This is a genomic window from Acidovorax sp. Leaf191, assembly GCF_001424425.1.
GTDB lineage: Bacteria > Pseudomonadota > Gammaproteobacteria > Burkholderiales > Burkholderiaceae_C > Acidovorax.
Genome location: NZ_LMPT01000019.1, coordinates 165,012 through 186,096, shown reverse-complemented (window position 1 = coordinate 186,096; position 21,085 = coordinate 165,012). Strand labels below are relative to the sequence as shown.

Below are 21,085 nucleotides of genomic sequence, written 5' to 3'. Positions count from 1 at the left end.
CTTGACCGCGGTCAAGAACAAGGCTGGAACAGGGCTGCAGCGGGAGTCGAAACAAGGCTGGACACGAATCGACGCAGGCACCAACGGGGTCGATTCTGTGGGGCTGTGCGGCCCCTGCATCGCAGCCTAAAAAGTGCCCGTCCGCGCGACCGAATTAAAGACGCGGCTGAAGGTGACGCAAGTTAAGGATGCGACTGCAACTGCCGGGCCCATCAGCGTTGCCACTGCGGTCGTCGCTGTCGGCGCAGGTCAAGCCACGCGCACTTCAAAGTACGCACCATCAGCTTCGCCCAGGTCCCGAAAACCCGCCTGCTTGGCGGCGACGCTGGCGCGGCCCCATTGCTTGAGCAGGGTGAGGTCGCCGGGCGAGACGATCTCTGGGGGGGACTCTTCCAGGCTCGACATGGTGTCGAGGGCTGCAGCTACTTGCTCGGGGCCGCCGAACTGCTTTTCCAGCTCTTTGGCATAGCGCCGCTCGGCGTTGGCGCGCTGCTGGGCTGGCAACTCTTCGGGGTAGTCGCGCAGAGTGACCGTGTAGCAGGCTTCAATGGTGTCCATGGCGTTCTCCTGGTTGAATGACTGTATAAATGTACAGTTATTTGGGCAGGCACGGCTATGGGATCAACCCTGACAGACCCGTTTTCTCGCAACAACAACGCAGGGCAAGCACCAAAAAAACAGAAGAAATTGCCAGCTACCGCTTGTCCAGAAAGCGCAAGGCGCTATCGAAAACGTAGCATTTACTGCGCGGGGCGTTGCAGGCTGCGACGGGCTGTCAGCTCATCGGCTTTCCCCAGGCGCTGTACACGCGCCTTCACTTTGCCTTTGCGCCGGCAGAAGATTTCCTGCCTGCGGGCTTGGCGGCGTTGAGTGCCACCGCAGCGCGGATGAGCGCCTTGAAAGCGTCAGCGTCCACGGTGTCGCCCTCGTGGATGTCGATGGCACGCCGCGCATTGCCATCCAGGCTGGCGTTGAACAGCTGCGCCGGGTCGGGCAGCGACGCGCCTTTGAGGAAGGTGAGCTTGACGGCCGCCTTGTAGCTCTCGCCAGTGCACAGGATGCCGCCCAATGACCACACGGGCGTGCCCATCCACTTCCACTCTTCCACCACATCGGGCGCCGCTTCGTGGATGAGCGCGCGCATGCGGGCCAGCACCGGGCCGCGCCAGTCGGCGAGGTCGGCGATGCGCTGGTCGATGAGGGTCGATGCGGGCTGGGTGGTTGTGGTGGGTCTGGACGGCATGTGCGTGTCTCCTGTGGCGCAGTGATCGTGCGACGGCGGCGGATCAGCTCGGCGTGGCGGTCGTGCCCGCGCCCTGGAGGACTCCAGCGATGAACCGCGACTTTTCCTCGCGATAGCGATCCATGCCCTCGGTTGCAAAACGTTGTTTGAGCTGGTTGTACTGCGCCACCAGGTCAGGGTTGGCGCGCAAGGCATCGCGAAAGTGCAGGAAGAATTCGAACTCCGACCCGACGGCCACCACCTGCAGAGCAACGTCCATGGGCGCGCTGGGCGCCAGCAACATGCACAGCGCGGGCGTGCGCAGCGTGTCTGTCTTGACGACATAACCTGCAGCTTCCAACGTGGTGACGCTGCGTGCGTGGTCCTGCAGTGCTACCAGCACGCAGATGTCCAGGTCGCCCTTGGAGATGGCGCCTGCAATCGACGACGCACCGATGTGTTCGATGCGGGCGAGCGGAAGGATGGCCGCCACTTGGGCGGCCACATCCGCAAACACGGCTGCGGCCTTGGTCTGGTACTGCGCGGGTTCTAGCAACTTCATGGAAAGCGGGTGCGATGCAAGCCATCAGGGCCGCGACTGATCACGGACGGTCTGAGGCCACCGGGCAACCTGTCCGCCACTCTAACCGCCCGTCGCTCCCGTCGTACCGCAACAGACGCCCTGTATGCAGCCTGCGACTTTGCAAACGCGTTTTTCTTCGTTGGTGCACTGCTCCCCCGCGCAGATCATGGGCTGCAACCCACACCCAAACCGTTTCCCATCCAACGCCCAGGAGCCCGCTATGCCCGTCCAGTTCATCGGCATGATCCAGCCGCACGAAGTCTCTGAAACCATCCCGCGCAAGGGCCCGGCGATCGACCCGGCCTACGTGCGTGCGTTCGCCCAGGCGCACGAGCATGCGGGCTTTGACCGCATCCTGGTGCCTGCCAGCTCGTCCAGCCCCGACACGCTGCTCACGGCCACCTATGCGGCGTCGGTCACAGAGAAGATCGGCCTGCTGCTGGCCCACCGCCCCGGCTTTGTGGCGCCCACGCTGGCCGCGCGCCAGTTGGCCACGCTGGACCACTACACCGGCGGCCGCCTGGCGGTGCACTACATCAGCGGCGGCTCGGACGAAGACCAGCAGCGCGACGGCGACTTCCTGAGCCATGACGAGCGCTATGCGCGCACCGACGAGTACCTCACCATCCTGCGCCGCGTGTGGGCCGAAGACAAGCCCTTCGACCACAAAGGCACCTACTACCGCGCCAAGGGCGCCGTGTCCGAAGTGAAGCCCCTGCAGGGCCAGCGCGTGCCCATCTACTTTGGCGGCGCATCGGCACCCGCATTGCAGGTGGCGGGCAAGCACGCCGACGTGTACGCGCTATGGGGCGAATCGCTGGCCCAGGCCGGCGACCTGGTGCGCCGCGTGCGTGCGGAGGCCACGCTCAATGGCCGGCACGTGGACTTCAGCATCTCGTTCCGCCCCATCCTGGGCAAGACCGAAGAAGAGGCCTGGGCCAAGGCCGACCGCATTCTGGACGACACCCGCCGCCTGCGCGTGCAGCAGGGCTACGCACGCGGTGTCGGCCCGCAGCAGAGCGAGGGCGCGCAGCGCCTGCTGGCCGATGCTGCCAACGGCGACCGCGTGGACGAACGCCTGTGGACGGCGGTGGCGCGCGAGATCGGCGGGCGGTCCAACTCCACGTCCCTGGTCGGCACGCCCGAGCAGGTGGCCGACGCGCTGCTCAAGTACTACGACCTGGGCATCACCACCTTCCTGATCCGGGGCTTCGACCCGCTGGTGGATGCCATCGACTACGGCCGCGAGCTGCTGCCCCTGGTGCGCGCCAAAGTCGCCGAACGCGACGGCGAGCACGCGGCGCACACCCTGCGCAAGGCGGCGTGATGAGCGGCCGCATCGACCACGCAGAGGGCAACCTTCACGGCATCGGCAGTGACGACGCAGGCAGCGCCGGCCACCCCTGCCTCCCGGGCACATCGCGCCGCCAATGGCTGCAGCAGGCGGCAGCGCTGTCGGTGGGCGCCACCGGCATCCTGGGCCTGGGCTCGGCCGCGCATGCACAGGCGCAGGCACCGGCTCCGGCACCGGCCGCATCGCTGGTGCTGGGCGACCAGGCGGGCGGTTTGCGTGCCCTGTTCGAAGCCGCCAAGACGCTGGACGGCGCGCCCTTTGCCTGGCGCTGGGCCAACTTCCAGGGCGCCGCGCCGCTGTTCGAAGCGCACCGCAGCGGCGCGGTCGACACCGCCATGGCAGGCGACCTGCCTGTGCTGGCCGCCGCTGTGGGCAAGACCCCGCTCAAGATCGTGGCCACCCGCGTCGGCCAGCCCGACTCGCTGGGCATCGTGGTGCAGGGCAACTCGCCCCTGCGCAGCGTGGCCGACCTGCGGGGCAAGACGGTGATCGTCTCGTCCGCCCGTGGCAGCATCTCGCAGTACCAGCTGTACGGTGCGCTGGAAGAGGCGGGCGTCAAGCGCGAGGAGGTGACGGTCAAGTTCGTGCTGCCCACCGACGCGGCCGCCGCCTTTGCATCCAAACAGATCGACGCCTGGGCCATCTTCGACCCCTACTACACCATCGCCTTGCAGCAGGGCGGCCGCATCCTGCGCGACGGGCGCGGCATCAACACTGCCCTGGGCTTCATCACCGCCACCGATGCCGCGCTGGCCGACCCCGCCAAGCGCGCAGCCATCGTGCAGTACCTGGACCGCCTGGCCCGCGCCGGCGACTGGGCCCTGGCCAACCGCGAGGCGTATGCGCAGGTCTACACACAGCTCACGCGTTTGCCCATCGAGGCCTCGCGCATCATCACGGGGCGTGCAGCCATCGCGGCGCGGCCGGTGACGCAGGCGGATGTGACTGCGCTGCAGACGGTGGCGGACCGGTCGGCGCGGGATGGAATCTTGCCGGTGCGGGTGGATGTGGCGGGGATCACGGATGTGGGGGTGTGGAAAGGCGCTGCGTGAGCGAGTCTCGGTGAGACAAAATGTCCCAACCCAATGGCTGCCTGGCTTGCTACGATCACGACCCATAGTGTGAGTTAACCGCCAGGAAGTGATCAAAGATGGATTGGGTCCCTGTAGTCTTCATCGTGTTCAAGGTTCTCGTGTTCGGCACGGGCATGTTTTTCGCCATCAAGTGGCATTACGACCAAGACAAGAAGAAGAAAAAAAACGAAGCCAGCGAACCCTGAGCGCCTGCCGGACACACCAGCGCCTGCCGACACCTGCCTGGACGCCTCATCGTGGCCGATGAGGGTCTTGCACTCCAACCCCCACCGCCCGCATCCCCACGAGCCCCGGCATCGCCCCGCGCATCGCCTCCAGAAACAGCCGCAACCGCGCCGGATAAAACCGCGCATACGGGTACACCAGGTACACCGGCAACGGTGACGCGTGCCAGGTAGGCACCAGGTGCAGCAGGTCTCCGCGGCGCACATCGCCGTCCACGATCCATGCCGATGAAATGCACGCCCCCAGCCCGGCCAGTGCTGCGCTGCGCAGGGCGTACAGGCTGTCGGTGGCCAGGCGCGGCGTGATGCCGAAGGTGTGGGCCTCGCCGCTGGGCTCGTGGGTCAGCGTCACGTCGCGCCGGTAGAAGGTGCTCAGCGCCAGCCAGGGCAGCGGCTGCAGGTCCTGCGCGTGCTCTGGCGTGGCGCGCCCGGCCATGAGGGCGGGGGACGCCAGCACGATGCGCGGTACCTCGGCCAGGCGCACGGCCACGACGGAGGGGTCGTCCACCGCGCCGACCTGGATCGCGCAGTCGATGCCTTCGGCGATGAAGTTCGGGCGCCGGTCGTGCAGCATCCATTCCACATCCACCTCGGGGTAGCGGCGCAGGTAGGCCATCAGCGGAGCAATGAACTGGTCTTGCCCGAAGGCGTGCGGCGCCAGCACGCGCAGGGTGCCGCGCGGGGTGTCGGCCGTGCCGCGCACGTCGTCCTCCATGGCGCGCCAGTCTTCCAGCAGGGCCTTGGCGTGGTCAAAGCAGCGCTCGCCATCCTTGGTGAGCTTCATCACATGGGTGGACCGCTGCAGCAGCTTGATGCCCAGGCTGCGCTCCAGCGCCTGAAGGCGACGGCTCACGGTGGGCTGGCTGGTGCCCAACTGCTGGGCGGCGGCAGACAGGCTGCCGGTTTCGACGATGCGGATGAAGGTCTGCATCAGCTCGATGCGGTCGGCGCCTGGTGGCAGGGCGATGGTCATACGCCAAGCGTATAACAAATCTGCAGCCCAACCCACTACCCAGTGCGTTGCAACCCAAGAACAATCGCACCATTCCTTTAGTCGAACAGGTGTCGAGATGTCTTCCATTCAAAACGTGCATGCAAGCCCTGCCATCGGCACCGCGCCGGGGCAGCCGCCGGCCGAGGCAACGGTGAGCGCGCCGCTGTTGCTGCTGCTGGCCACCACGGCGGGGCTGAGCGTGGCGTCGCTGTACTACAGCCAGCCCATGCTGGGCGTGCTGGGGCCCGACATGCAGGCCGACAGCCGCGTGGTGGGCCTGGTGCCCACGCTCACGCAGCTGGGCTACGCGCTGGGCATCTTGCTGCTGGCCCCGCTGGGCGACCGGTACGACCGGCGCCGCATCATCGTCATCAAGTCGGTGGCGCTGATGCTGGCACTGTTGCTCAGCGGCCTGGCGCCCGGCATGGGCGCGCTGCTGGCGGCCAGCCTGGCCGTGGGCCTGGCGGCCACGGTGGCGCAGGACGTGGTGCCCGCTGCCGCCACGCTGGCCCCGGCCGCGCAGCGCGGGCGCATGGTGGGCACGGTGATGACGGGGCTTCTGCTGGGCATTTTGCTGTCGCGCGTGGTCAGCGGCTTTGTGGCGCAGCAGTGGGGCTGGCGCACGGTGTATGTGGCGGCGGCTGTGGCGATTGCGCTGCTGACGGTGGCGGTGTGGCGCGGGCTGCCGCGCTTTGCGCCCACCACGCAGCTGGGCTATGGCGCGCTGATCGGCTCGATGGTGGCCTTGTGGCGCCAGCACGGTGCGCTGCGCCGGGCGGCCTGGGCGCAGGGGCTGCTGGCCGTGGGCTTCAGCGCGTTCTGGTCCACGCTGGCCGTCATGTTGCACAGCCAGTTCCACCTGGGTACGGCCGCAGCCGGGGCGTTTGGACTGGCGGGGGCGGCGGGTGCCCTGGCTGCCCCGCTGGCCGGGCGGCTGGCCGACAAGCGCGGGCCCGAGGTCGTGACCCGCTATGGCGCCGGGTTGGCGGCAGCATCATTTGCCGCGATGGCGCTGGCACCCTTGCTGCCCGCCCAGGCGCAGCTGGCGTTGATCGTGGTGAGTGCCATCGGCTTTGACTTCGGCGTGCAGGCCACGCTGGTGGCGCACCAGACCATCGTGTACGGCATCGACCCCGCCGCGCGCAGCCGGCTCAATGCGCTGCTGTTCACCGGCATGTTCATCGGCATGTCGGCCGGTGCCGCGCTGGGCAGCCTGGCGCTGGCGCAGTGGGGCTGGCTGGGCGTCGTGGCGTTGGCTACCGTGGGGTCGCTGGCTGCACTGGCGGTGCGGATGGCAGGGCGTGCGCGCTGATTTTTGGATAAAAATTGCCTTTACCGCTTGCTGGATAAGCGCTAGTAGCTATCAAAAAGAGCGGCCATGGAGCCGCTCTTTCTTCTGGACTGCGCCACGCTGGCCAAGCGGTCGGTGGCCCCAGTCGCCAGGCCTCAGGCATCAAGCCTTTTTCACCTCGATGTGATACAGGCCCCAGGGGCACAGGCCAAAGCGTTCCTTCACCGGCTTGTCCTTGAAGGCGGGCAGCACGTCGGCGTCGTACACCGCCCACTGCGGGCCCAGGCCGCCCAGGGCCATGGGCTGGCCGTCGATGTGGGTGGCAACGATCATGCGGTACGCCTGCGCGTCGGCCATGCTGAGGGTGACGTTGTAGCCGTCCACCGCGCGCAGCACCAGCTGCACCGGGCTGCCTGCGGCCACGCCGGCTCCGGCGAGCACGGTGGTGAGCAGGGGGCCTGTCAGGGTGTGGGGTTTGCTGTCGTACTCCAGCGTGGGCTTGATGGTGACGGCGGGCATGCGCTGCAGGGCGGCGGCGTCCAGCGCATGGGCGTTGCTGAACTGGATGCCATGCTTGCCCATCATCTGGTCGATGGCGGGGTCGAGCGCGCCGCGGTTGGGCTTGGCGATGGCGCCGCTGATAGTCAGCAGCGTGGGGCCGGTGGCGGCCTTGACTGGCGGTGCGGCGTGGCTGCTGCCGCCGGTGGCAGACCACAGGCTGGCGGTGCCCAAAGTGGCGGTGATGAAGTGGCGTTTGTTCATGTGGATGGGCTCCTCGGTGCAAATGAGGGGCGCATCCTAAGCGCAACCGGTGCCCACGCCACGCAAAAAATGGCACGCTGGGGCCGTCGCTCCATACGCCGGGGCCACCACCGCCCAGGCTCACGCCGCCTTGTCTGCGGCCAGGGGCTGCAGCACGGTCTTGAAGCTGCGGTCCCACAGGGGCGCGACCTGCGCGGGGCCGTCCAGCACGCCCAGCTGCAGGAAGGTATCGGCCACGGCCTGGTGACCCTTGACCACGCCGTCGTCCACGGGGCGCAGGTCGTAGTCGCTGCTGCGGTTGTTCCACAGCTCGATCAGGTCGCCCACCGGCACACGGGTTTCGGCAGACTGGGCGCGGGCGTAGTCGAGGTAGTTGCCGTTGGCCCACAGGTAGGCGCGGCGCAGGCGCTGCAGGTAGTCGCTGATGGCGGCGTGGCGGGCGGGGTCTTCCACCGCGCGCGGGTTGGCGTAGATGGGGAAGTTGCCCGACAGGTACCCCTGGCCCGTCTTGAGCACGCGTGCGCCGTAGCGCAGCCGCGCCAGCTGGCCGTTGTAGCCGTAGATGGCCCATGCATCCAAGTCGCCCCGGTCGAAGGCCGACAGCCCGTCGGCCGGCGTGAGGTTGATGGCGTTGATGTCGGCGAACGACAGGCCCGCCTCGGCCAGCTGTCGGCTCAGGTAGTAGTGCGAGGTGGTGGCGCGCACGTAGCCCACGCGCTTGCCCTTGAGGTCGGCGATGCGCTGGATGGGTGCGTCCTTGCGGGCCAGCGTGACCTGGTTGTTGAGGTCTTCGCGCACCACGGCGATGAAGCGCACCTGGGCTTTTTGCCGCGCGGCGAACAGCGCCGGGATCTCGCTGCCCGAGCCCAGGTCCAGCGCGTCGCCGTTCAGGGCCTCGATGTGCAACACGCCGTTGTTCAGCTCGCGCCATTCGATGCGGTAGGGCGTGTTGCCCTGGCCGGACGCAGCGATGAGGGCGCGCCACAGGCCCTTGTAGGTGCCGATGCGCAGGGTCACTCTGGAGAGGTCGGGGGCTGGAGGGGCGGCCAGCGCGGGCACGCCCGCCGTGGCGGCCCAGGCGGCGGCGCCCAGGCCGGCCTGGATGAGGTGGCGGCGGTTGAGTGTGGGGGTGCAGTTGCGATGCATGGTGGTCGGGCCTTTTATGAGTCCATGGGCAGCAGCAGAGGGGTTGCGTGCTTGGGCAGCGAGATTCCGCCAAGCCCGGCCTGCGCGCAAAGACCTTTGCGTAGCATCGTTATGCGTGAAACGCAGCACCCAGCGGGGTGCATGCATGCACGCGGTGCACGGGGTTGTCGCGGTGGTCGCGGCACGGCGCTGGTTCATGACAAAACCGTATGTGGTCACGCGGATTTCTTCGTTGGCATGGCGGCGGGGCGCTTCTAAGGTGGGCGGGTCCGTGCATTCCAACCCCCACCGATACCGAAAGCCACCGCCATGTCCGCCGTCCTCAAACCCCTGCCCACCGCCCAGCTCGCCCTCAACCCCGCGCCCCAGCGCAAGGACTGGTTCGACGCCCCGGTGGCGCGCCCCACGGTGGAGGCCGAGCGCCGCCACCGGCAGGAGACGCTGGCCGTGGCCTTCCGGCTGTTTGCGCAGCAGGGCTTCAACTACGGGCTGGCAGGCCACATCACCGCGCGCGACCCGGAGTGGACCGACCACTTCTGGGTGAACCCGCTGGGCCTGCATTTCTCGCAGATCAAGGTGTCCGACCTGCTGCTGGTCAACGCTGCCGGCGAGATCGTGGTGGGCCAGGGCCCGCTGAACCGCGCAGCTTTTGCCATCCACGCCGCGCTGCACGAGACGCGGCCCGACATCGTGGCCGCCGCGCACACGCATTCGACCTACGGCAAGGCCTGGTCGTCGCTGGGCCGCAAGCTCGATCCGCTCACGCAGGACTCGTGCATCTTCTATGAAGACCACGCGCTGTTCGACGACTTCACCGGCGTGGTGCTGGAGACCGATGAAGGTTTTCGCATCGGCGAAGCCCTGGGCGCGCAAAAGGCCGTGATCCTGCAGAACCACGGCATCCTGACCGCAGGCCCCTCGGTGGAGGCCGCCGCGTGGTGGTACATCGCGCTGGAGAACGCCTGCCAGGCCCAGCTGCTGGCCGAAGCCGCCGGCACCCCCAAGCCCATCCCGCACGAGATCGCGCAGCGCACGCATTCGCAGATCGGCGGGCCGGGTGGTGCGCAGTTCGCGTTCAAGAGCCTGTTCGACATCATCGTGCGCGACCAGCCCGAGGTGCTGCAGTGAATGCGCCACTGACCTGGGGGCAGGCCGCACGCGCGCTGGCGGTGGAGTTCGGTGCGCGCGCCGCGGTGCACGACCGCGATGCGAGCTTTCCGCACGCCAACTTTTACGGGCTGCAGCAGGCCGGCCTGCTGGCCCTGGCCGCGCCGCGGTCGCTGGGCGGGCAGGGCGCGTCGGCCGCGCAGCTGGCCGAGGTGATCGGCGCCATCGGCCAGGGCTGCCCGGCCACGGCGCTGGTGCTGACCATGCAGTACATCCAGCAGCGCGGCATGGGCCGCCCCGGCTCGCCCTGGCCGCCGGCACTGGCGCAGCAACTGGTGAATGAATCGGTGCAGGAGGTGTCGCTGATCAACGCACTGCGCGTGGAGCCCGAGCTGGGCTCGCCCGCGCGCGGCGGCCTGCCGGCCACGGTGGCGCGGCACACGGCCGAGGGCTGGCGCATCAGCGGGCACAAGGTGTATTCCACCGGCGCGCCCATCCTGCGTTGGTACGTGGTGTGGGCCCGCACGGACGAGGACGCGCCGCGCACCGGCGCCTTCCTGGTGCGAGCGGGGCTGCCCGGCATCCGCATCGAGGAAACCTGGGACCACCTGGGCCTGCGCGCCAGCGGCAGCCACGATGTGCATCTGCACGATGTGCTGATCCCCCACGCACACGCGCTGGACCTGCGCCTGCCGCAGGACTGGGCCCGCGGCGAGCCCGCCATGCAGGCCGAGATGACGGTCATGCTGGCCGCGCTGTACACCGGCGTGGCACGCGCCGCGCGCGACTGGCTGGTGCAGTTTCTGCGGGAGCGCGTGCCCGCCAGCCTGGGCGCGCCGCTGGCGACCTTGCCCCGCGCGCAAGAGGCCGTGGGCCGCATCGAAGGCCTGCTGCTCACCAACGACCGCCTGATCGCCAGCCTGGCCCACGACCTGGATGCCGGCACGCTGGTGCCCACCGTGGACAGCGGTGTGGTGAAGGCCCAGGCCACGCGCAACGCCATCGAGGCCGTGCAGGCCGCGCTGGAGCTGACCAGCAACCACGGCCTGGCCCGCAAAAACCCGTTGGAGCGCCACCTGCGCGATGTGCTGTGCGGCCGCGTGCACACGCCGCAGGACGACAGCGCCTATGTTGCCGCGGGCCGCCGGGCGCTGGCCGTGGGGGCTGCATGAGCGCGGTGCTGGCTGCGCATGACCCTGGCAGCGGGAACGTCGATGCACGTGACGAAAAGGCCGATGCCGACCGCTGGGTCGTTCTCAACCAGACAGGGCCCGAGGCCGACGCGCTGGTGGCGGGCGCGGGCCTGCCCGTGGTGCTGGCCGCCGACGACGCCGACGTGCCCGCCTGGGAGCGCGCTGCCGACGTGGACATCCTCTTCACCGGCCCGCGCAACGGCTGGCGCCATGCGCCGGCCACCGCCCCCGCAGGCTGGCCCGGGCGGCTGAAATGGGTGCACGTGGCGTCCGCCGGCATCGACTTCTTTCCGCCCTGGCTGCTGCAGGTGCCGCAGGTGACCTGCTCGCGCGGCGTGGCGGCCGTGCCCATTGCCGAGTACGTGCTGACCGCGCTGCTGACGCACCAGCGCGCATGGGACACGCTGCAGGTGTCGGGCGCCGGGCCGTGGCGCGAGACCTTTGCGCGGGTGGACCAGCACCTGCCCGGCACGCTGCAGGGCCGGGCGCTGGGCATCGCGGGCTACGGAGCCATCGGGCGCGAGGTGGCGCGGCTGGCGCAGGCCTTCGGCATGCAGGTCACGGTGCTGCGCCGCGGCGGGGCGGATGTGCAGGGCGATGATGGTGTGCGCACCGCCCCCTCCATCGAGCAGCTGCTCGCGGCCTCGGACCACCTGGTGCTGGCCCTGCCGATCACCGCGCAGACCTACCACCTCATCAACGCCGCCACCCTGGCGCATGCCAGACCCGGGCTGCACCTGGTGAACATTGCGCGCGGAGCGCTCGTGGACCAGCAGGCGCTGCTGCATGCGCTGGACAGCGGCCGCCTGGCGGGCGCCACGCTGGACGTGACGGACCCCGAGCCGCTGCCCGACGGCCACCCGCTGTACACCCACCCGCGCGTGCGGCTCACGCCCCATGTGTCGTGGGCGGCGCAGGGCGCGGCGCAGTTCACGGCCCGCAAATTCGTGGCCAACCTGGCGCGCCATGTGGCGGGGGAGCCGCTGCAAGACGTGGTGGACGGGGCGCGCGGGTACTGATGCCAGGTCGCGCGGGCGGGCAGGGTCCGCACGCGGCCAGTGCCTGCATGCGAAAACCGCATATGGATGGTCGCAAGGCTTCGTTGGCGATGCGGGGGCCGGGTGGTGCAATGGCCGCAAGCGTCTTTTCGATATTGCAACCCTTCCCATCACTCACACCATGCAGCGCCGCCAATTCCACCATCTGCTGACCGCCTCCGTTGCCGCCAGTTCGTTCCTCTCGCCCGTTCTCACCCACGCCCAGCAGCGCGTGTTGCTGCGCGCTGGCGACCAGAAGGGCGGGCTGCAGGCCCTGCTCGACGCTGCGGGCGAACTGAAGAACCTGCCCTACGACATCAAGTGGAGCGAGTTCCCGGCCGCCGCGCCGCTGGCCGAAGCGCTCAACGCCAACGCCGTGGATTTCGGACCCATCGGCGATGCGCCGCTGCTGTTCACCCTGGCCGCGGGCAGCCGGGTCAAGGCGTTTGCGGCCAACCGGTCGGACGCTTACGGCACCGCCGTGCTGGTGGCACCCAATTCGCCGCTCAAGACGGCGGCCGACCTCAAGGGCAAGAGCATCGCCACCAACCGCGGCTCCATCGGCCACTTCGTCACGCTCAAAGTGCTGGAATCCGCCGGGCTCAAGGCCGACGACGTTCAACTGCGCTTCATCCCGCCACCGGACGCCAAGCTCGCGCTCACGCAGGGCTCGGTGGACGCCTGGGCCACGTGGGAGCCTTACACCGCACTGGCCGAAACCAACGGCCATGCGCGCGTGCTGGTCAGCGGCCGGGGGCTGTGGACGGGCCTGTCTTTCCTGGCCGCCACCGACGCGGCGCTGGCCGAAAAGCGCGCCGTGCTGCAGGACTTCAAGGAGCGCGTGGCAAGGGCGCAGGTCTGGTCCTACCAGAATTCCAAGTCTTTTGGCCAGTCGCTCGCCCGCATCATCGGCATCCCGGCGGACGCCGCGCAGCTACAGTTCGACCGCCGTGCCACCCGCTGGCAGGACATCGACGCGCAGGTGCTGGCGGACCAGCAGAAGACGGCCGACTTCTACCTGGCGGCCGGGCTCATCAAGCAGCGGCTCGATGTGCGGGGCACGTTCGATACGAGCTTCAATGTGGGCAAGGGCTGAGCGAGACGTCTGCGACGCTTTCGTCGTGAAGCAGGCCTCCTCGCTTTTCGGGGGGGCTTGGTGGGGCGCACTGCGAGGCTTCGACAAGCTCAGCCCGAACGGTGAAGGGTCGGGGGTCAGTGGTCATCGGCCGAGGGCCATCCCCGCCCGTTCGCGATGAGCCTGTCGCAGCGCCGCTCCGAGCGCACCCGCTCCGCGAAGGGTTCAAGCCATCGATCAAGCCGCGGTCCCGACCTTCAAGCCCTGGGGTGCATAGCGCCTTGAACCAGCGCACTCGCGCCAGCCGCACCACAATCGGGTCCCATGACCTCTTCCTCGACGATGCTGCGGCTGATCAGCCTGGCGGCCTTTTGCAGCATGGCGTCCATGCGCGTGTGCGACCCGATGCTGGTCGCACTGTCCCTCGAATACCAAATCACCACCGGCGATGCATCGGCCGTGATCGCGGCGTTCGCCGTGGCGTACGGCGTGCTGCAGTTGGTGTACGGCCCGCTGGGCGACCGCATCGGCAAGGTGCGCGTGATCATCGGCGCCACGGCGGCCTGCGCGGTGTTCAGTGCCGTCACCGCACTGGCGCAAAGCTTCACGCTGCTGGTGGTGGCGCGCGCCGCTATGGGGGCGGCGGCGGCGGGGATCATCCCGTTGTCGATGGCCTGGATCGGTGACGAGGTGGCCTACGAGCAGCGCCAGGAGACCCTGGCGCGCCTCATGGTGGCCACCGTCACCGGGATGATGGCGGGCCAGTGGTTTGGCGGCTTTGCCACCGAAACCCTGGGCTGGCGCGCCGCGCTGGGCGCATTGGCCGTGCTGTTCTTTGCCGCCGCCACGTTGCTGCTGCGCCACGCGCGGGCCAGCGGGGCGCTGCGGCCTGCTGCGGTGCCAGGCGCACCCGCCTTCTCGCTGGCCAACTACCTGGCGGGCACCCTGGCCCTGCTGCGGATCGAGCGTGTGCGATGGGTACTGGCGGTGGTGGCCATCGAGGGGGCGCTCGCGTTCGGCACGCTGGCCTTCGTGCCCGCGCGCATGGTCGACGGCTTTGGCCTGTCGGCCGCCGCAGCCGGGGGCGTGATGGTGCTGTACGGCGTGGGCGGCCTGATCTACAGCGTGTTCGCGCGCCGCTGGCTGGCCGCGCTGGGTGAGCGGGGCCTGGCCCTCACGGGCGCCACGCTGATCGCCGTGGGCCTGCTGTCGCTGGCCTGGGCCCCGGCGGTGGGCTGGGCGATGCTGGGTTGCTTCATGGCGGGCATCGGCTTTTACATGCTGCACAACACGCTGCAGGTGCAGGCCACGCAGATGGCACCGCAGGCGCGGGGCACAGCGGTGACCATGTTCGCGTGCCTGCTCTTCCTGGGCCAGTCCACGGGTGTCTTGATCGTGGCGTTCAGCGTCGACCGGGGCTGGCTGCCGCCCGTGTTCTCGGTGGCGGCCCTGGGAGTGTTCGTGCTGGGGCTGCTGGTGTCGCGCCGGGTGCAGGCACGGGGCGCGGCGGCTGCGGGCGCCTGAGGCGTCCGAAGGGCGGCTCGCGCCGGCTTGAGCCTCGCGTTCGGGCAGGCTTTCCAGGGACTTCTGCCCGGAGCGGTTTCGCTTGTAGACTCCCAAGAAGCCGCGTGCGGCGGGTTGCCCGCCCGACGCGGCGTGCCTGCGGCGCCCCTGAACGCAGCCCGCACGCCCCCCGTACCACCATGGATACCCCACCAAGAGTCAGACACCGGGCCGCCATCTTTTTGCCATGACCGATTCCCTTTTGCCTGCACCCGTTGGCTTCCCGCGCGCCTCGGGCGTGATGAGCGCTCAGATCCGGCGCCATGACTGGTCGGGCCATCCGCTCGGCCCGGTGCAAGGCTGGCCGCGTGCCTTGCTGTTTGCGGTGGAAATGGTGCTGGCGTCGGACTTTCCCAAGTGCCTGATGTGGGGCGAGCACCGCTACTGCTTCTACAACGATGCATTCCGCACCATCCTGGGCGACAAGCCCGACGCGCTGGGTCGCCCGGTGCAGGAGGTGTGGAGCGAGGTGTGGGACGTGATCGCCCCCATCGTGGACAAGGCGTTCCAGGGCGAGTCCACGTTTGTGGAGGACTTTCCGCTCACCATCAACCGCCACGGCTACAGCGAAGAGGCGTACTTCACCTTCTGCTACAGCCCGGTGCGCGACGACAACGGCGCCGTGGTCGCCATGATGGACACCGTGATCGAAACCACCGGCAAGGTGGCGGCAGAGCGGCGCCTGCGCGAGGCCGCTGCGTCGCTGGAGCAGCAGGTGGCCGAACGCACGGCCGACCGCAACCGGCTGTGGCTGGGATCGGATGCGCTGCTGATGGTGACGCGCTTCGACGGCCACATCGTGGCGGTGAACCCGGCCTGGACCTCGGTGCTGGGCTGGACGGAGCAAGAAACCGTGGGCCGGCCCGTGCAGGCCTTTGCCCACCCGGAGGACGAGCCCACGTTGGTGCGCGAGCTCCATTCGCTGCAAAAGGGCGCGCCCAAGCGCCAGGGCACGCTGCGCTACCGCCACCGTGACGGCACCGACCGCTGGGTGGCCTGGACCGCCGCGCCGGCCGATGGCTTCGTGCAGGCCGTGGGCCGCGACGTGACCGAGGAGCGCGCCCAGGCCGAGGCCTTGCGCAGCGCCGAAGAACAACTGCGCCAGAGCCAGAAGATGGAGGCGCTGGGGCAGCTCACGGGCGGCATTGCGCACGACCTGAACAACATGCTGCAGGGCATCGTCCTGCCGCTGCAGATCATCCGCCAGCGCATTGCCCAGGGCCGCGAGGAAGAGGCGGGCAAGTACATCGACGCCGGCCTGGCCGCCGCCAAGCGCGCAGCGGCGCTCACGCAGCGGCTGCTGGCGTTCTCGCGCCGCCAGCCGCTCGACTCACGCGCGGTGGACCTCTCGGAGTCGCTGAGCAGCCTGGAGACCATCGTGCGCAGCACCTGCGGCGAGAACATCACGCTGCAGATGTCGCTGCAGCCGGACCTGTGGCCGGCCTACACGGATGTGCACCAGTTCGACAACGCGGTGCTGAACCTGTGCATCAATGCCCGCGACGCCATGCCCGACCGCGGCACCCTGCGCATTGCAGCCGACAACGTGCACCTGGGCGTTTCGGGCGATTCGGGCGAGCCGTCGGTGCCGGGGCTGGACGCTGGCGACTACGTGCGCGTGGCGGTGAGCGACACCGGCACCGGCATGCCGGCCGATGTGATGGCCCGCGCGTTCGACCCGTTCTTCACGACCAAGCCGCTGGGGCAGGGCACGGGTCTGGGGCTGTCGATGATCTACGGCTTCATGCGGCAGTCCGGCGGCATGGCGGTGCTGGAGAGCACCGTGGGGCAGGGCACGCGCGTGTCGCTGTACTTTTGCCGGTCCCGCGACGAAGTGGCGGCCGAGCGTGCAGAGCCGCCCACCCCGCTCACCAGCCCGCGCCGCCCGGACTCGGCCCTGGTGGTGGAAGACGACGACACCGTGCGCGCACTGGCCGTGGAGCTGCTGCGCGACAACGGCTTTTACGTGATGGAGGCCGCATCGGGCAGCGCGGCCATGGCCTTGCTGTCGGGTGCCGTGCACTTCGATTTGCTGCTGTCCGACGTGGGGCTGCCCGGGCCCAACGGCCGACAGGTGGCCGACTACGCGCGCGAGAAGCTGCCGGCCATCAAGGTCATTCTCATGACCGGCTACGCCGAGCAGGCCGCGATGAATCCGCAGTTCCTGGGAGCGCAGATGGAACTGCTGGTCAAGCCGTTTGATGCCCAGGCGCTCGTGACCAAGGTGCTGGCGGTGATGGGGTCCAGCGAACAGGCGCCAAAGTAGGGGCGTTGCCCGCTACCGCGCCAAGGCGGCAAGCAGGGGTAGTGGGGTAAAAATGGCCGCTGCCGCGCGTCTGGTCAGCGGTAGGTGCTATCGATTAGATAGCGTGATGGGGTCCTTACCACTCACTATATAAGCAGCAGGTCTAACCAATCGATTTTTTGATCGTTTGAGATATGAGGCTTCGCCGATACATTTCCTGCATCCCTTTTTTCACTGACATGGGCGCCGCGGCGGGTTGACAACAGCCTGTGCGGCGCTCCGGCGTTTTCATGATCGACTTACGGGGTATCACCCAAACCTACCAGGGCTCACAAGGCCCGGTCGAGGCCTTGAAGGGCATCGACCTGCACATCACGTCCGGCGAAGTGTTCGGCATCATCGGCAAGAGCGGCGCCGGCAAAAGCTCGCTGGTGCGCGTCATCAACCTGCTCAACCGCCCGACCACCGGCCAGGTCATCGTGGACGGCCGCGACCTGACCCAGCTGAACGATGCGCAACTGCGCGAAGCCCGCCGGGACATCGGCATGGTGTTCCAGCATTTCAACCTGCTGTCGTCGCGCACTGTGTTCGACAACGCCGCGCTGCCGCTGGAGCTCGCCGGCATGGACAAGGCGGCCATCCGCGAGCGCGTGAACCCGCTGCTGGAGCTGGTGGGCCTGTCGGCCCTGGCAGACCGCTACCCCGCGCAGATCAGCGGCGGCCAGAAGCAGCGCGTGGGCATTGCGCGGGCGCTGGCCAGCCGGCCCAAGGTGCTGCTGAGCGACGAGGCTACATCGGCGCTGGACCCGGAGACCACACGCTCCATCCTCGACCTGCTGCGCCAGGTCAACCGCGAGCTGGGCCTCACCGTCGTGCTCATCACGCACCAGATGCAGGTCATCAAGCAGGTGGCCGACCGCGTGGCCGTGATCGAGGCCGGCCGAATCGTGGAGCAGGGCCGCGTGCTGGAGGTCTTCACCCGCCCGCAGCAGCCCATCACCCAAAGCCTGATCGACGAGATCTTGCCGCAAGAGCTGCCCGCGAGCGTGCTCGGCCACGTGCGCAAGCTCGCCAGCCAGCTGGGCGCCGGGCGCACGGGCCGGCTGCTGCGCCTGTCGTACGCGGGGGAGAGCGCCTACCAGCCCATCCTGTCGCAGCTGATCCGCGAGTTCGGCGTGGACATGAGCATCCTGCACGGCCAGGTGGACGAGATCCAGGACGAGACCTTCGGCTCGCTGGCCGTGTACGCGAGCGGCGAGGCAGAGCGCCTGTCGGGCGCCGTGGCGCACCTGCGCGCGGGCGGTGTCGAGGTCGAAGAAGTCGCCGTGGCGGCGTGAACAGCAAAGGACTACGACCCATGTTCAACAACTTCACCCCCGCCATGCTTGACCTGTTCGCGTCCTCGCTGTGGGAGACGCTCATCATGGTGGGCATCTCCGGCATCGTCGGCGGCCTCATCGGTGTGCCGCTGGGCGTCTTTCTGCGCTTGACCGACCACGGCGGCGTGCTGGAAAACGGCCCCACCAACAAGCTCGTGGGCTGGCTGGTCAATGCCGTGCGGTCCACGCCATTCATCATCTTGCTGGTGGCCATCATTCCGTTCACGCGCTTCATCACCGGCTCGTCCATCGGCACGGCAGCGGCCGTGGTGCCCCTGACCATCGCCGCCGCGCCGTTCGTGGCGCGCTTGGTGGAAGCGGCCTTGCGCGAGGTCGACCACGGCCTGGTCGAAGCCGCCCAGGCCATGGGCGCCACCACCAGCCAGATCGTCTGGAAGGTGCTGCTGCCCGAGGCACTGCCCGGCATCGTCGCCGGCCTGACCATTACCTTCGTGAGCCTGACGGGCTACTCCGCCATGGCCGGCGCCATCGGCGGCGGCGGCCTGGGCGACCTGGGCATCCGCTACGGCTACCAGCGCTTCTTGCCCGAGATCATGCTGGCCGTGGTGCTGGTGCTGATCTTCTTCGTGCAGGCGGTGCAGAGCCTGGGCGATTGGGCGGTGCGCAGGCTGAGCCACCGGTGAGAGCGGGACAGGTGCCGGCCAGCTGGTAGGCATTGGCGCATCCAGGCGTGCTGATCCGGCGGATTGGCTTCGCCTGCGTCGCTTGAGTAGCGGTTTTCGCTCTGGGAGCCATGGTTGTGGGCGAACTGCACAGTCACCCTGCCCAGCGGGAGATCGGCCCCGCCCCGCATGGTTTTCCGACGCGGTCGTTTCTGTCGTACACCCCGTCCGGGCAGGCAGTGGCGGGGTGGCTGGCCACAGGACGGCCCGGCAAGGGGGCCGTGCTGCTGCTGCACGGCGTGCGGGCAGACAGAACGCAGATGCTGGCCCGCGCGCGGTTTCTGAACCCAAGGAGCTGTGGCGCGTGGAAGGGGTCGGGCATGTGGACCTGCAGCGTTCGGGCCCGCTGCGTATGAGGACACGGTGCTGCGGTTTCTGGCCCGGCACATGCCGGCGCAGTCACGGGGCCTCTCCGCGGTGGGTGTCCGGGCCACGCGCTCGCCCGTCCGACGCTCTGCCTTGCCAACAGAAAAGGCCTTCTCCGCTTGTGGCAGAGAAGGCCTTTTCAGTGGGGGGCGGTGGCGGTCGTTGGCGCCACCGCGCGCTGGTTACTTGGCCAGTGCCTTGCGGAAATCCGGGTCAGCGATCAGCTGGCCGACGAGCTTGCGGTACAGGCCTTCGTAGTTCTGCGCTGCCGCAGGAATGGCGATGGCGCCGACGAAGGAGGATTCCCATTCAGCCTTGGCGGTCAGGTCCTTCTCGTAGCGCTTTTCGGTGCCCCGCATGACGGTGAAGCGCACCTTGATCAAGCCCTTGCCGGTGCCGATGTCGGGCTCCAGCTGGGTGTCCAGCAGCACGCCGGAGATGACGGCGGCGGCTTGGGGGTTGAGCAGTCCGGCGGCTGCCAGCTCCACCCTCAGGCTTTCGCGAACGTACTCGGCGAAGGAGCTATTGGTGGGGGCTTGCAAGGTGTTGACACCGCGCATCGAGTGGCCCTTATCGATGGTCGCAGGCTTGGCCGCGTCCAGCGTGAACGAGCCCACGCGCGTTTCAGCCAGGTCTGCGCGGCGCAGGTTGGCGGTGTTTTCGGCCGTGGGTTGCGGAGCGCCCATGGTGAGTTGGGCGCACCCTGTGAACAGGACGACGGATGCCAGAGCGAAGAGCTTGATGAGTGTGGTTTTCATGGTGGTGCCTTGGGCTGTTACTTGAGCTGTGGGTTGGTGGACAGGTCCCGCAATGCGTTGGCTACGATCTGCCGGGTCATGGTGCGCAGGCCTTCTTCGATGCTGGCGGACTTGACGGCGTTGGCCGGCGCCGAGGCATTGCCGATCGTGGTGTGAACGGCGTGCCGCGCTGTGCTGACCAGTGTGGAGCTTCCGTCGGCGGGCACGTAGGTCACGGTGCAGACAAAGCCGTCTGTGACCGCGCTGCCTGCCAGGCCGAATGTGAGGCCCGTCACAAAGCCTTGCTGCGCCGCATCCTTGGTGATGGGCACGTTGTTGATGGTGATGGTCAGCAAGGCTGTTTTGCCTGTGGCTTCGCCAGCGGCGATCTCGAAGATGCCTGTTTTCTTCACCTGGGCGGTGACCTGGTCCTTCAAAAGTTGCGTGGCCCGCGTGTTGGGCGCGCCGCTGTTCTGGTAGTCGAAGACCAGCGTGGCGGGTATCGCGGTGGCTGGGCGCTTGATGTCCGCATCCGCAACTTCCTTGGTGGCGGTATCGACGTAGACGGATGCGCAACCCGTCAGGAAGACGGTAGCCGCCATGAACAGAGCACTTGCGCCCCTGGATAACCACGAACGGTTTCTATTTTTCATATGTCTTGATGTTGAAATTGAAAATCCCAGGCAGGAGTGCGTGCCAGTCTCCGCCGACGGCGGGCACGGCCCGTTCCTGCCTCCCTCTTGCTTGCTTGCTTACTTGCTTGCGAGTGACAGCTGACCTGCCGAAACTCGCGGGGCGATTCTAGGGGAGGGCCGTGCGCAAAAAATGCTGAAAGCCGGTTTTGGGCCGGGCAGCAACACTTGGCGATTTGAAGACGCCGTTGGGACTGACAGGTGGGGGCAGGCCCAACTCTGGTCCCGGCACGCTCGCTATGGTTTTTATAGCTGGTGGCGCTTTCGCTGAGTGCGGTAGAGGCATTTTTAGGCAGAAGGGCTGCTGCTTCTCTCCCAGACCGTTTCCGAGCCACTAC

At 68.2% G+C, this 21,085-nt stretch carries 19 protein-coding genes; 11 read left to right on the top strand and 8 right to left on the bottom strand.

All coding sequences use genetic code 11. From position 1 onward, the window contains the following. Window positions 1–249: 249 nt before the first annotated feature. The 3 genes from ASG27_RS14920 to ASG27_RS14910 all read right to left on the bottom strand — a co-directional run bounded on the left by ASG27_RS14920 (window position 250) and on the right by ASG27_RS14910 (window position 1,784). Complete coding sequence (locus tag ASG27_RS14920) at window positions 250–558, bottom strand: hypothetical protein (RefSeq protein ID WP_056412690.1); 309 nt, start codon at window positions 556–558, stop codon at window positions 250–252. A 256-nt stretch (window positions 559–814) separates the two neighbouring features. Beyond that, a complete protein-coding gene (locus ASG27_RS14915) occupies window positions 815–1,243 on the bottom strand; it encodes a DUF1801 domain-containing protein (RefSeq protein ID WP_056412688.1) in 429 nt (142 codons plus the stop codon). Between the two features lie 43 nt (window positions 1,244–1,286). Beyond that, entirely contained in the window at window positions 1,287–1,784 is a 498-nt protein-coding gene (locus ASG27_RS14910; RefSeq protein WP_056412685.1) for a GrpB family protein, read from the bottom strand. Between the two features lie 241 nt (window positions 1,785–2,025). On the opposite strand from ASG27_RS14910, the gene ASG27_RS14905 reads away from it, so the two are divergent. Further along, on the top strand, window positions 2,026–3,132 hold the full coding sequence (locus ASG27_RS14905) for an LLM class flavin-dependent oxidoreductase (RefSeq protein WP_056412682.1): 1,107 nt from the start codon (window positions 2,026–2,028) through the stop codon (window positions 3,130–3,132). Next, window positions 3,132–4,211, top strand: coding sequence for an ABC transporter substrate-binding protein (locus ASG27_RS14900; RefSeq protein WP_082486102.1), 1,080 nt, complete (start codon window positions 3,132–3,134; stop codon window positions 4,209–4,211). Before ASG27_RS14905 ends, ASG27_RS14900 begins: the two co-directional genes overlap by 1 nt. Before the next feature lie 273 nt (window positions 4,212–4,484). Here ASG27_RS14900 and ASG27_RS14895 read toward each other — a convergent pair whose 3' ends face one another. Next, window positions 4,485–5,450, bottom strand: coding sequence for a LysR family transcriptional regulator (locus ASG27_RS14895; RefSeq protein ID WP_056412679.1), 966 nt, complete (start codon window positions 5,448–5,450; stop codon window positions 4,485–4,487). 97 nt (window positions 5,451–5,547) lie between these two features. On the opposite strand from ASG27_RS14895, the gene ASG27_RS14890 reads away from it, so the two are divergent. Next, a complete protein-coding gene (locus ASG27_RS14890; protein WP_056412677.1) occupies window positions 5,548–6,783 on the top strand; it encodes an MFS transporter in 1,236 nt (411 codons plus the stop codon). 141 nt (window positions 6,784–6,924) lie between these two features. Here the strand turns inward: ASG27_RS14890 and ASG27_RS14885 are convergent, their stop codons facing one another. Beyond that, window positions 6,925–7,524: a hypothetical protein gene (locus ASG27_RS14885; protein WP_056412674.1), complete on the bottom strand. Its 600-nt coding sequence runs from the start codon at window positions 7,522–7,524 to the stop codon at window positions 6,925–6,927. A 120-nt stretch (window positions 7,525–7,644) separates the two neighbouring features. Next, window positions 7,645–8,670, bottom strand: a complete 1,026-nt coding sequence (locus ASG27_RS14880) for an ABC transporter substrate-binding protein (protein ID WP_056412670.1) — start codon at window positions 8,668–8,670, stop codon at window positions 7,645–7,647. A gap of 309 nt (window positions 8,671–8,979) precedes the next feature. On the opposite strand from ASG27_RS14880, the gene ASG27_RS14875 reads away from it, so the two are divergent. The 8 genes from ASG27_RS14875 to ASG27_RS14840 all read left to right on the top strand — a co-directional run bounded on the left by ASG27_RS14875 (window position 8,980) and on the right by ASG27_RS14840 (window position 18,913). Next, complete coding sequence (locus tag ASG27_RS14875) at window positions 8,980–9,798, top strand: class II aldolase/adducin family protein (RefSeq protein ID WP_056412668.1); 819 nt, start codon at window positions 8,980–8,982, stop codon at window positions 9,796–9,798. After that, window positions 9,795–10,949 (top strand): acyl-CoA dehydrogenase family protein, encoded by a 1,155-nt coding sequence (locus ASG27_RS14870; RefSeq protein ID WP_056412665.1) that lies wholly within the window; start codon window positions 9,795–9,797, stop codon window positions 10,947–10,949. Before ASG27_RS14875 ends, ASG27_RS14870 begins: the two co-directional genes overlap by 4 nt. Then, a complete protein-coding gene (locus tag ASG27_RS14865; protein WP_082486103.1) occupies window positions 10,946–11,989 on the top strand; it encodes an NAD(P)-dependent oxidoreductase in 1,044 nt (347 codons plus the stop codon). Before ASG27_RS14870 ends, ASG27_RS14865 begins: the two co-directional genes overlap by 4 nt. Window positions 11,990–12,149: 160 nt before the next feature. Beyond that, the gene (locus ASG27_RS14860) at window positions 12,150–13,103 is read left to right on the top strand and encodes an ABC transporter substrate-binding protein (protein WP_056412661.1); all 954 of its coding nucleotides are present in this window, start codon (window positions 12,150–12,152) and stop codon (window positions 13,101–13,103) included. Between the two features lie 303 nt (window positions 13,104–13,406). Continuing rightward, window positions 13,407–14,606 (top strand): MFS transporter, encoded by a 1,200-nt coding sequence (locus tag ASG27_RS14855; RefSeq protein ID WP_235503925.1) that lies wholly within the window; start codon window positions 13,407–13,409, stop codon window positions 14,604–14,606. 226 nt (window positions 14,607–14,832) lie between these two features. Then, window positions 14,833–16,911, top strand: coding sequence for a hybrid sensor histidine kinase/response regulator (locus tag ASG27_RS14850; RefSeq protein ID WP_056412654.1), 2,079 nt, complete (start codon window positions 14,833–14,835; stop codon window positions 16,909–16,911). A 269-nt stretch (window positions 16,912–17,180) separates the two neighbouring features. Further along, window positions 17,181–18,227 (top strand): methionine ABC transporter ATP-binding protein, encoded by a 1,047-nt coding sequence (locus ASG27_RS14845; protein ID WP_056412653.1) that lies wholly within the window; start codon window positions 17,181–17,183, stop codon window positions 18,225–18,227. Window positions 18,228–18,247: 20 nt separating this feature from the next. Continuing rightward, the gene (locus tag ASG27_RS14840) at window positions 18,248–18,913 is read left to right on the top strand and encodes a methionine ABC transporter permease (RefSeq protein ID WP_056168360.1); all 666 of its coding nucleotides are present in this window, start codon (window positions 18,248–18,250) and stop codon (window positions 18,911–18,913) included. Between the two features lie 587 nt (window positions 18,914–19,500). On the opposite strand, the gene ASG27_RS14835 is transcribed toward ASG27_RS14840, so the two are convergent. Continuing rightward, window positions 19,501–20,076, bottom strand: coding sequence for a hypothetical protein (locus tag ASG27_RS14835; protein ID WP_056412650.1), 576 nt, complete (start codon window positions 20,074–20,076; stop codon window positions 19,501–19,503). Window positions 20,077–20,093: 17 nt separating this feature from the next. Beyond that, window positions 20,094–20,657, bottom strand: coding sequence for a hypothetical protein (locus tag ASG27_RS14830; protein WP_156371493.1), 564 nt, complete (start codon window positions 20,655–20,657; stop codon window positions 20,094–20,096). Between the last annotated feature and the right edge of the window lie 428 nt (window positions 20,658–21,085).

What these genes read in the sequence shown, in the direction of transcription:
- ASG27_RS14920 (WP_056412690.1), bottom strand. Translation starts at nt 558, where the DNA reads ATGGACACCATTGAAGCCTGCTACACGGTCACTCTGCGCGACTACCCC.
- ASG27_RS14915 (WP_056412688.1), bottom strand. Translation starts at nt 1,243, where the DNA reads ATGCCGTCCAGACCCACCACAACCACCCAGCCCGCATCGACCCTCATC.
- ASG27_RS14910 (WP_056412685.1), bottom strand. Translation starts at nt 1,784, where the DNA reads ATGAAGTTGCTAGAACCCGCGCAGTACCAGACCAAGGCCGCAGCCGTG.
- ASG27_RS14905 (WP_056412682.1), top strand. Translation starts at nt 2,026, where the DNA reads ATGCCCGTCCAGTTCATCGGCATGATCCAGCCGCACGAAGTCTCTGAA.
- ASG27_RS14900 (WP_082486102.1), top strand. Translation starts at nt 3,132, where the DNA reads ATGAGCGGCCGCATCGACCACGCAGAGGGCAACCTTCACGGCATCGGC.
- ASG27_RS14895 (WP_056412679.1), bottom strand. Translation starts at nt 5,450, where the DNA reads ATGACCATCGCCCTGCCACCAGGCGCCGACCGCATCGAGCTGATGCAG.
- ASG27_RS14890 (WP_056412677.1), top strand. Translation starts at nt 5,548, where the DNA reads ATGTCTTCCATTCAAAACGTGCATGCAAGCCCTGCCATCGGCACCGCG.
- ASG27_RS14885 (WP_056412674.1), bottom strand. Translation starts at nt 7,524, where the DNA reads ATGAACAAACGCCACTTCATCACCGCCACTTTGGGCACCGCCAGCCTG.
- ASG27_RS14880 (WP_056412670.1), bottom strand. Translation starts at nt 8,670, where the DNA reads ATGCATCGCAACTGCACCCCCACACTCAACCGCCGCCACCTCATCCAG.
- ASG27_RS14875 (WP_056412668.1), top strand. Translation starts at nt 8,980, where the DNA reads ATGTCCGCCGTCCTCAAACCCCTGCCCACCGCCCAGCTCGCCCTCAAC.
- ASG27_RS14865 (WP_082486103.1), top strand. Translation starts at nt 10,946, where the DNA reads ATGAGCGCGGTGCTGGCTGCGCATGACCCTGGCAGCGGGAACGTCGAT.
- ASG27_RS14860 (WP_056412661.1), top strand. Translation starts at nt 12,150, where the DNA reads ATGCAGCGCCGCCAATTCCACCATCTGCTGACCGCCTCCGTTGCCGCC.
- ASG27_RS14855 (WP_235503925.1), top strand. Translation starts at nt 13,407, where the DNA reads ATGACCTCTTCCTCGACGATGCTGCGGCTGATCAGCCTGGCGGCCTTT.
- ASG27_RS14850 (WP_056412654.1), top strand. Translation starts at nt 14,833, where the DNA reads ATGACCGATTCCCTTTTGCCTGCACCCGTTGGCTTCCCGCGCGCCTCG.
- ASG27_RS14845 (WP_056412653.1), top strand. Translation starts at nt 17,181, where the DNA reads ATGATCGACTTACGGGGTATCACCCAAACCTACCAGGGCTCACAAGGC.
- ASG27_RS14840 (WP_056168360.1), top strand. Translation starts at nt 18,248, where the DNA reads ATGTTCAACAACTTCACCCCCGCCATGCTTGACCTGTTCGCGTCCTCG.
- ASG27_RS14835 (WP_056412650.1), bottom strand. Translation starts at nt 20,076, where the DNA reads ATGAAAACCACACTCATCAAGCTCTTCGCTCTGGCATCCGTCGTCCTG.
- ASG27_RS14830 (WP_156371493.1), bottom strand. Translation starts at nt 20,657, where the DNA reads ATGGCGGCTACCGTCTTCCTGACGGGTTGCGCATCCGTCTACGTCGAT.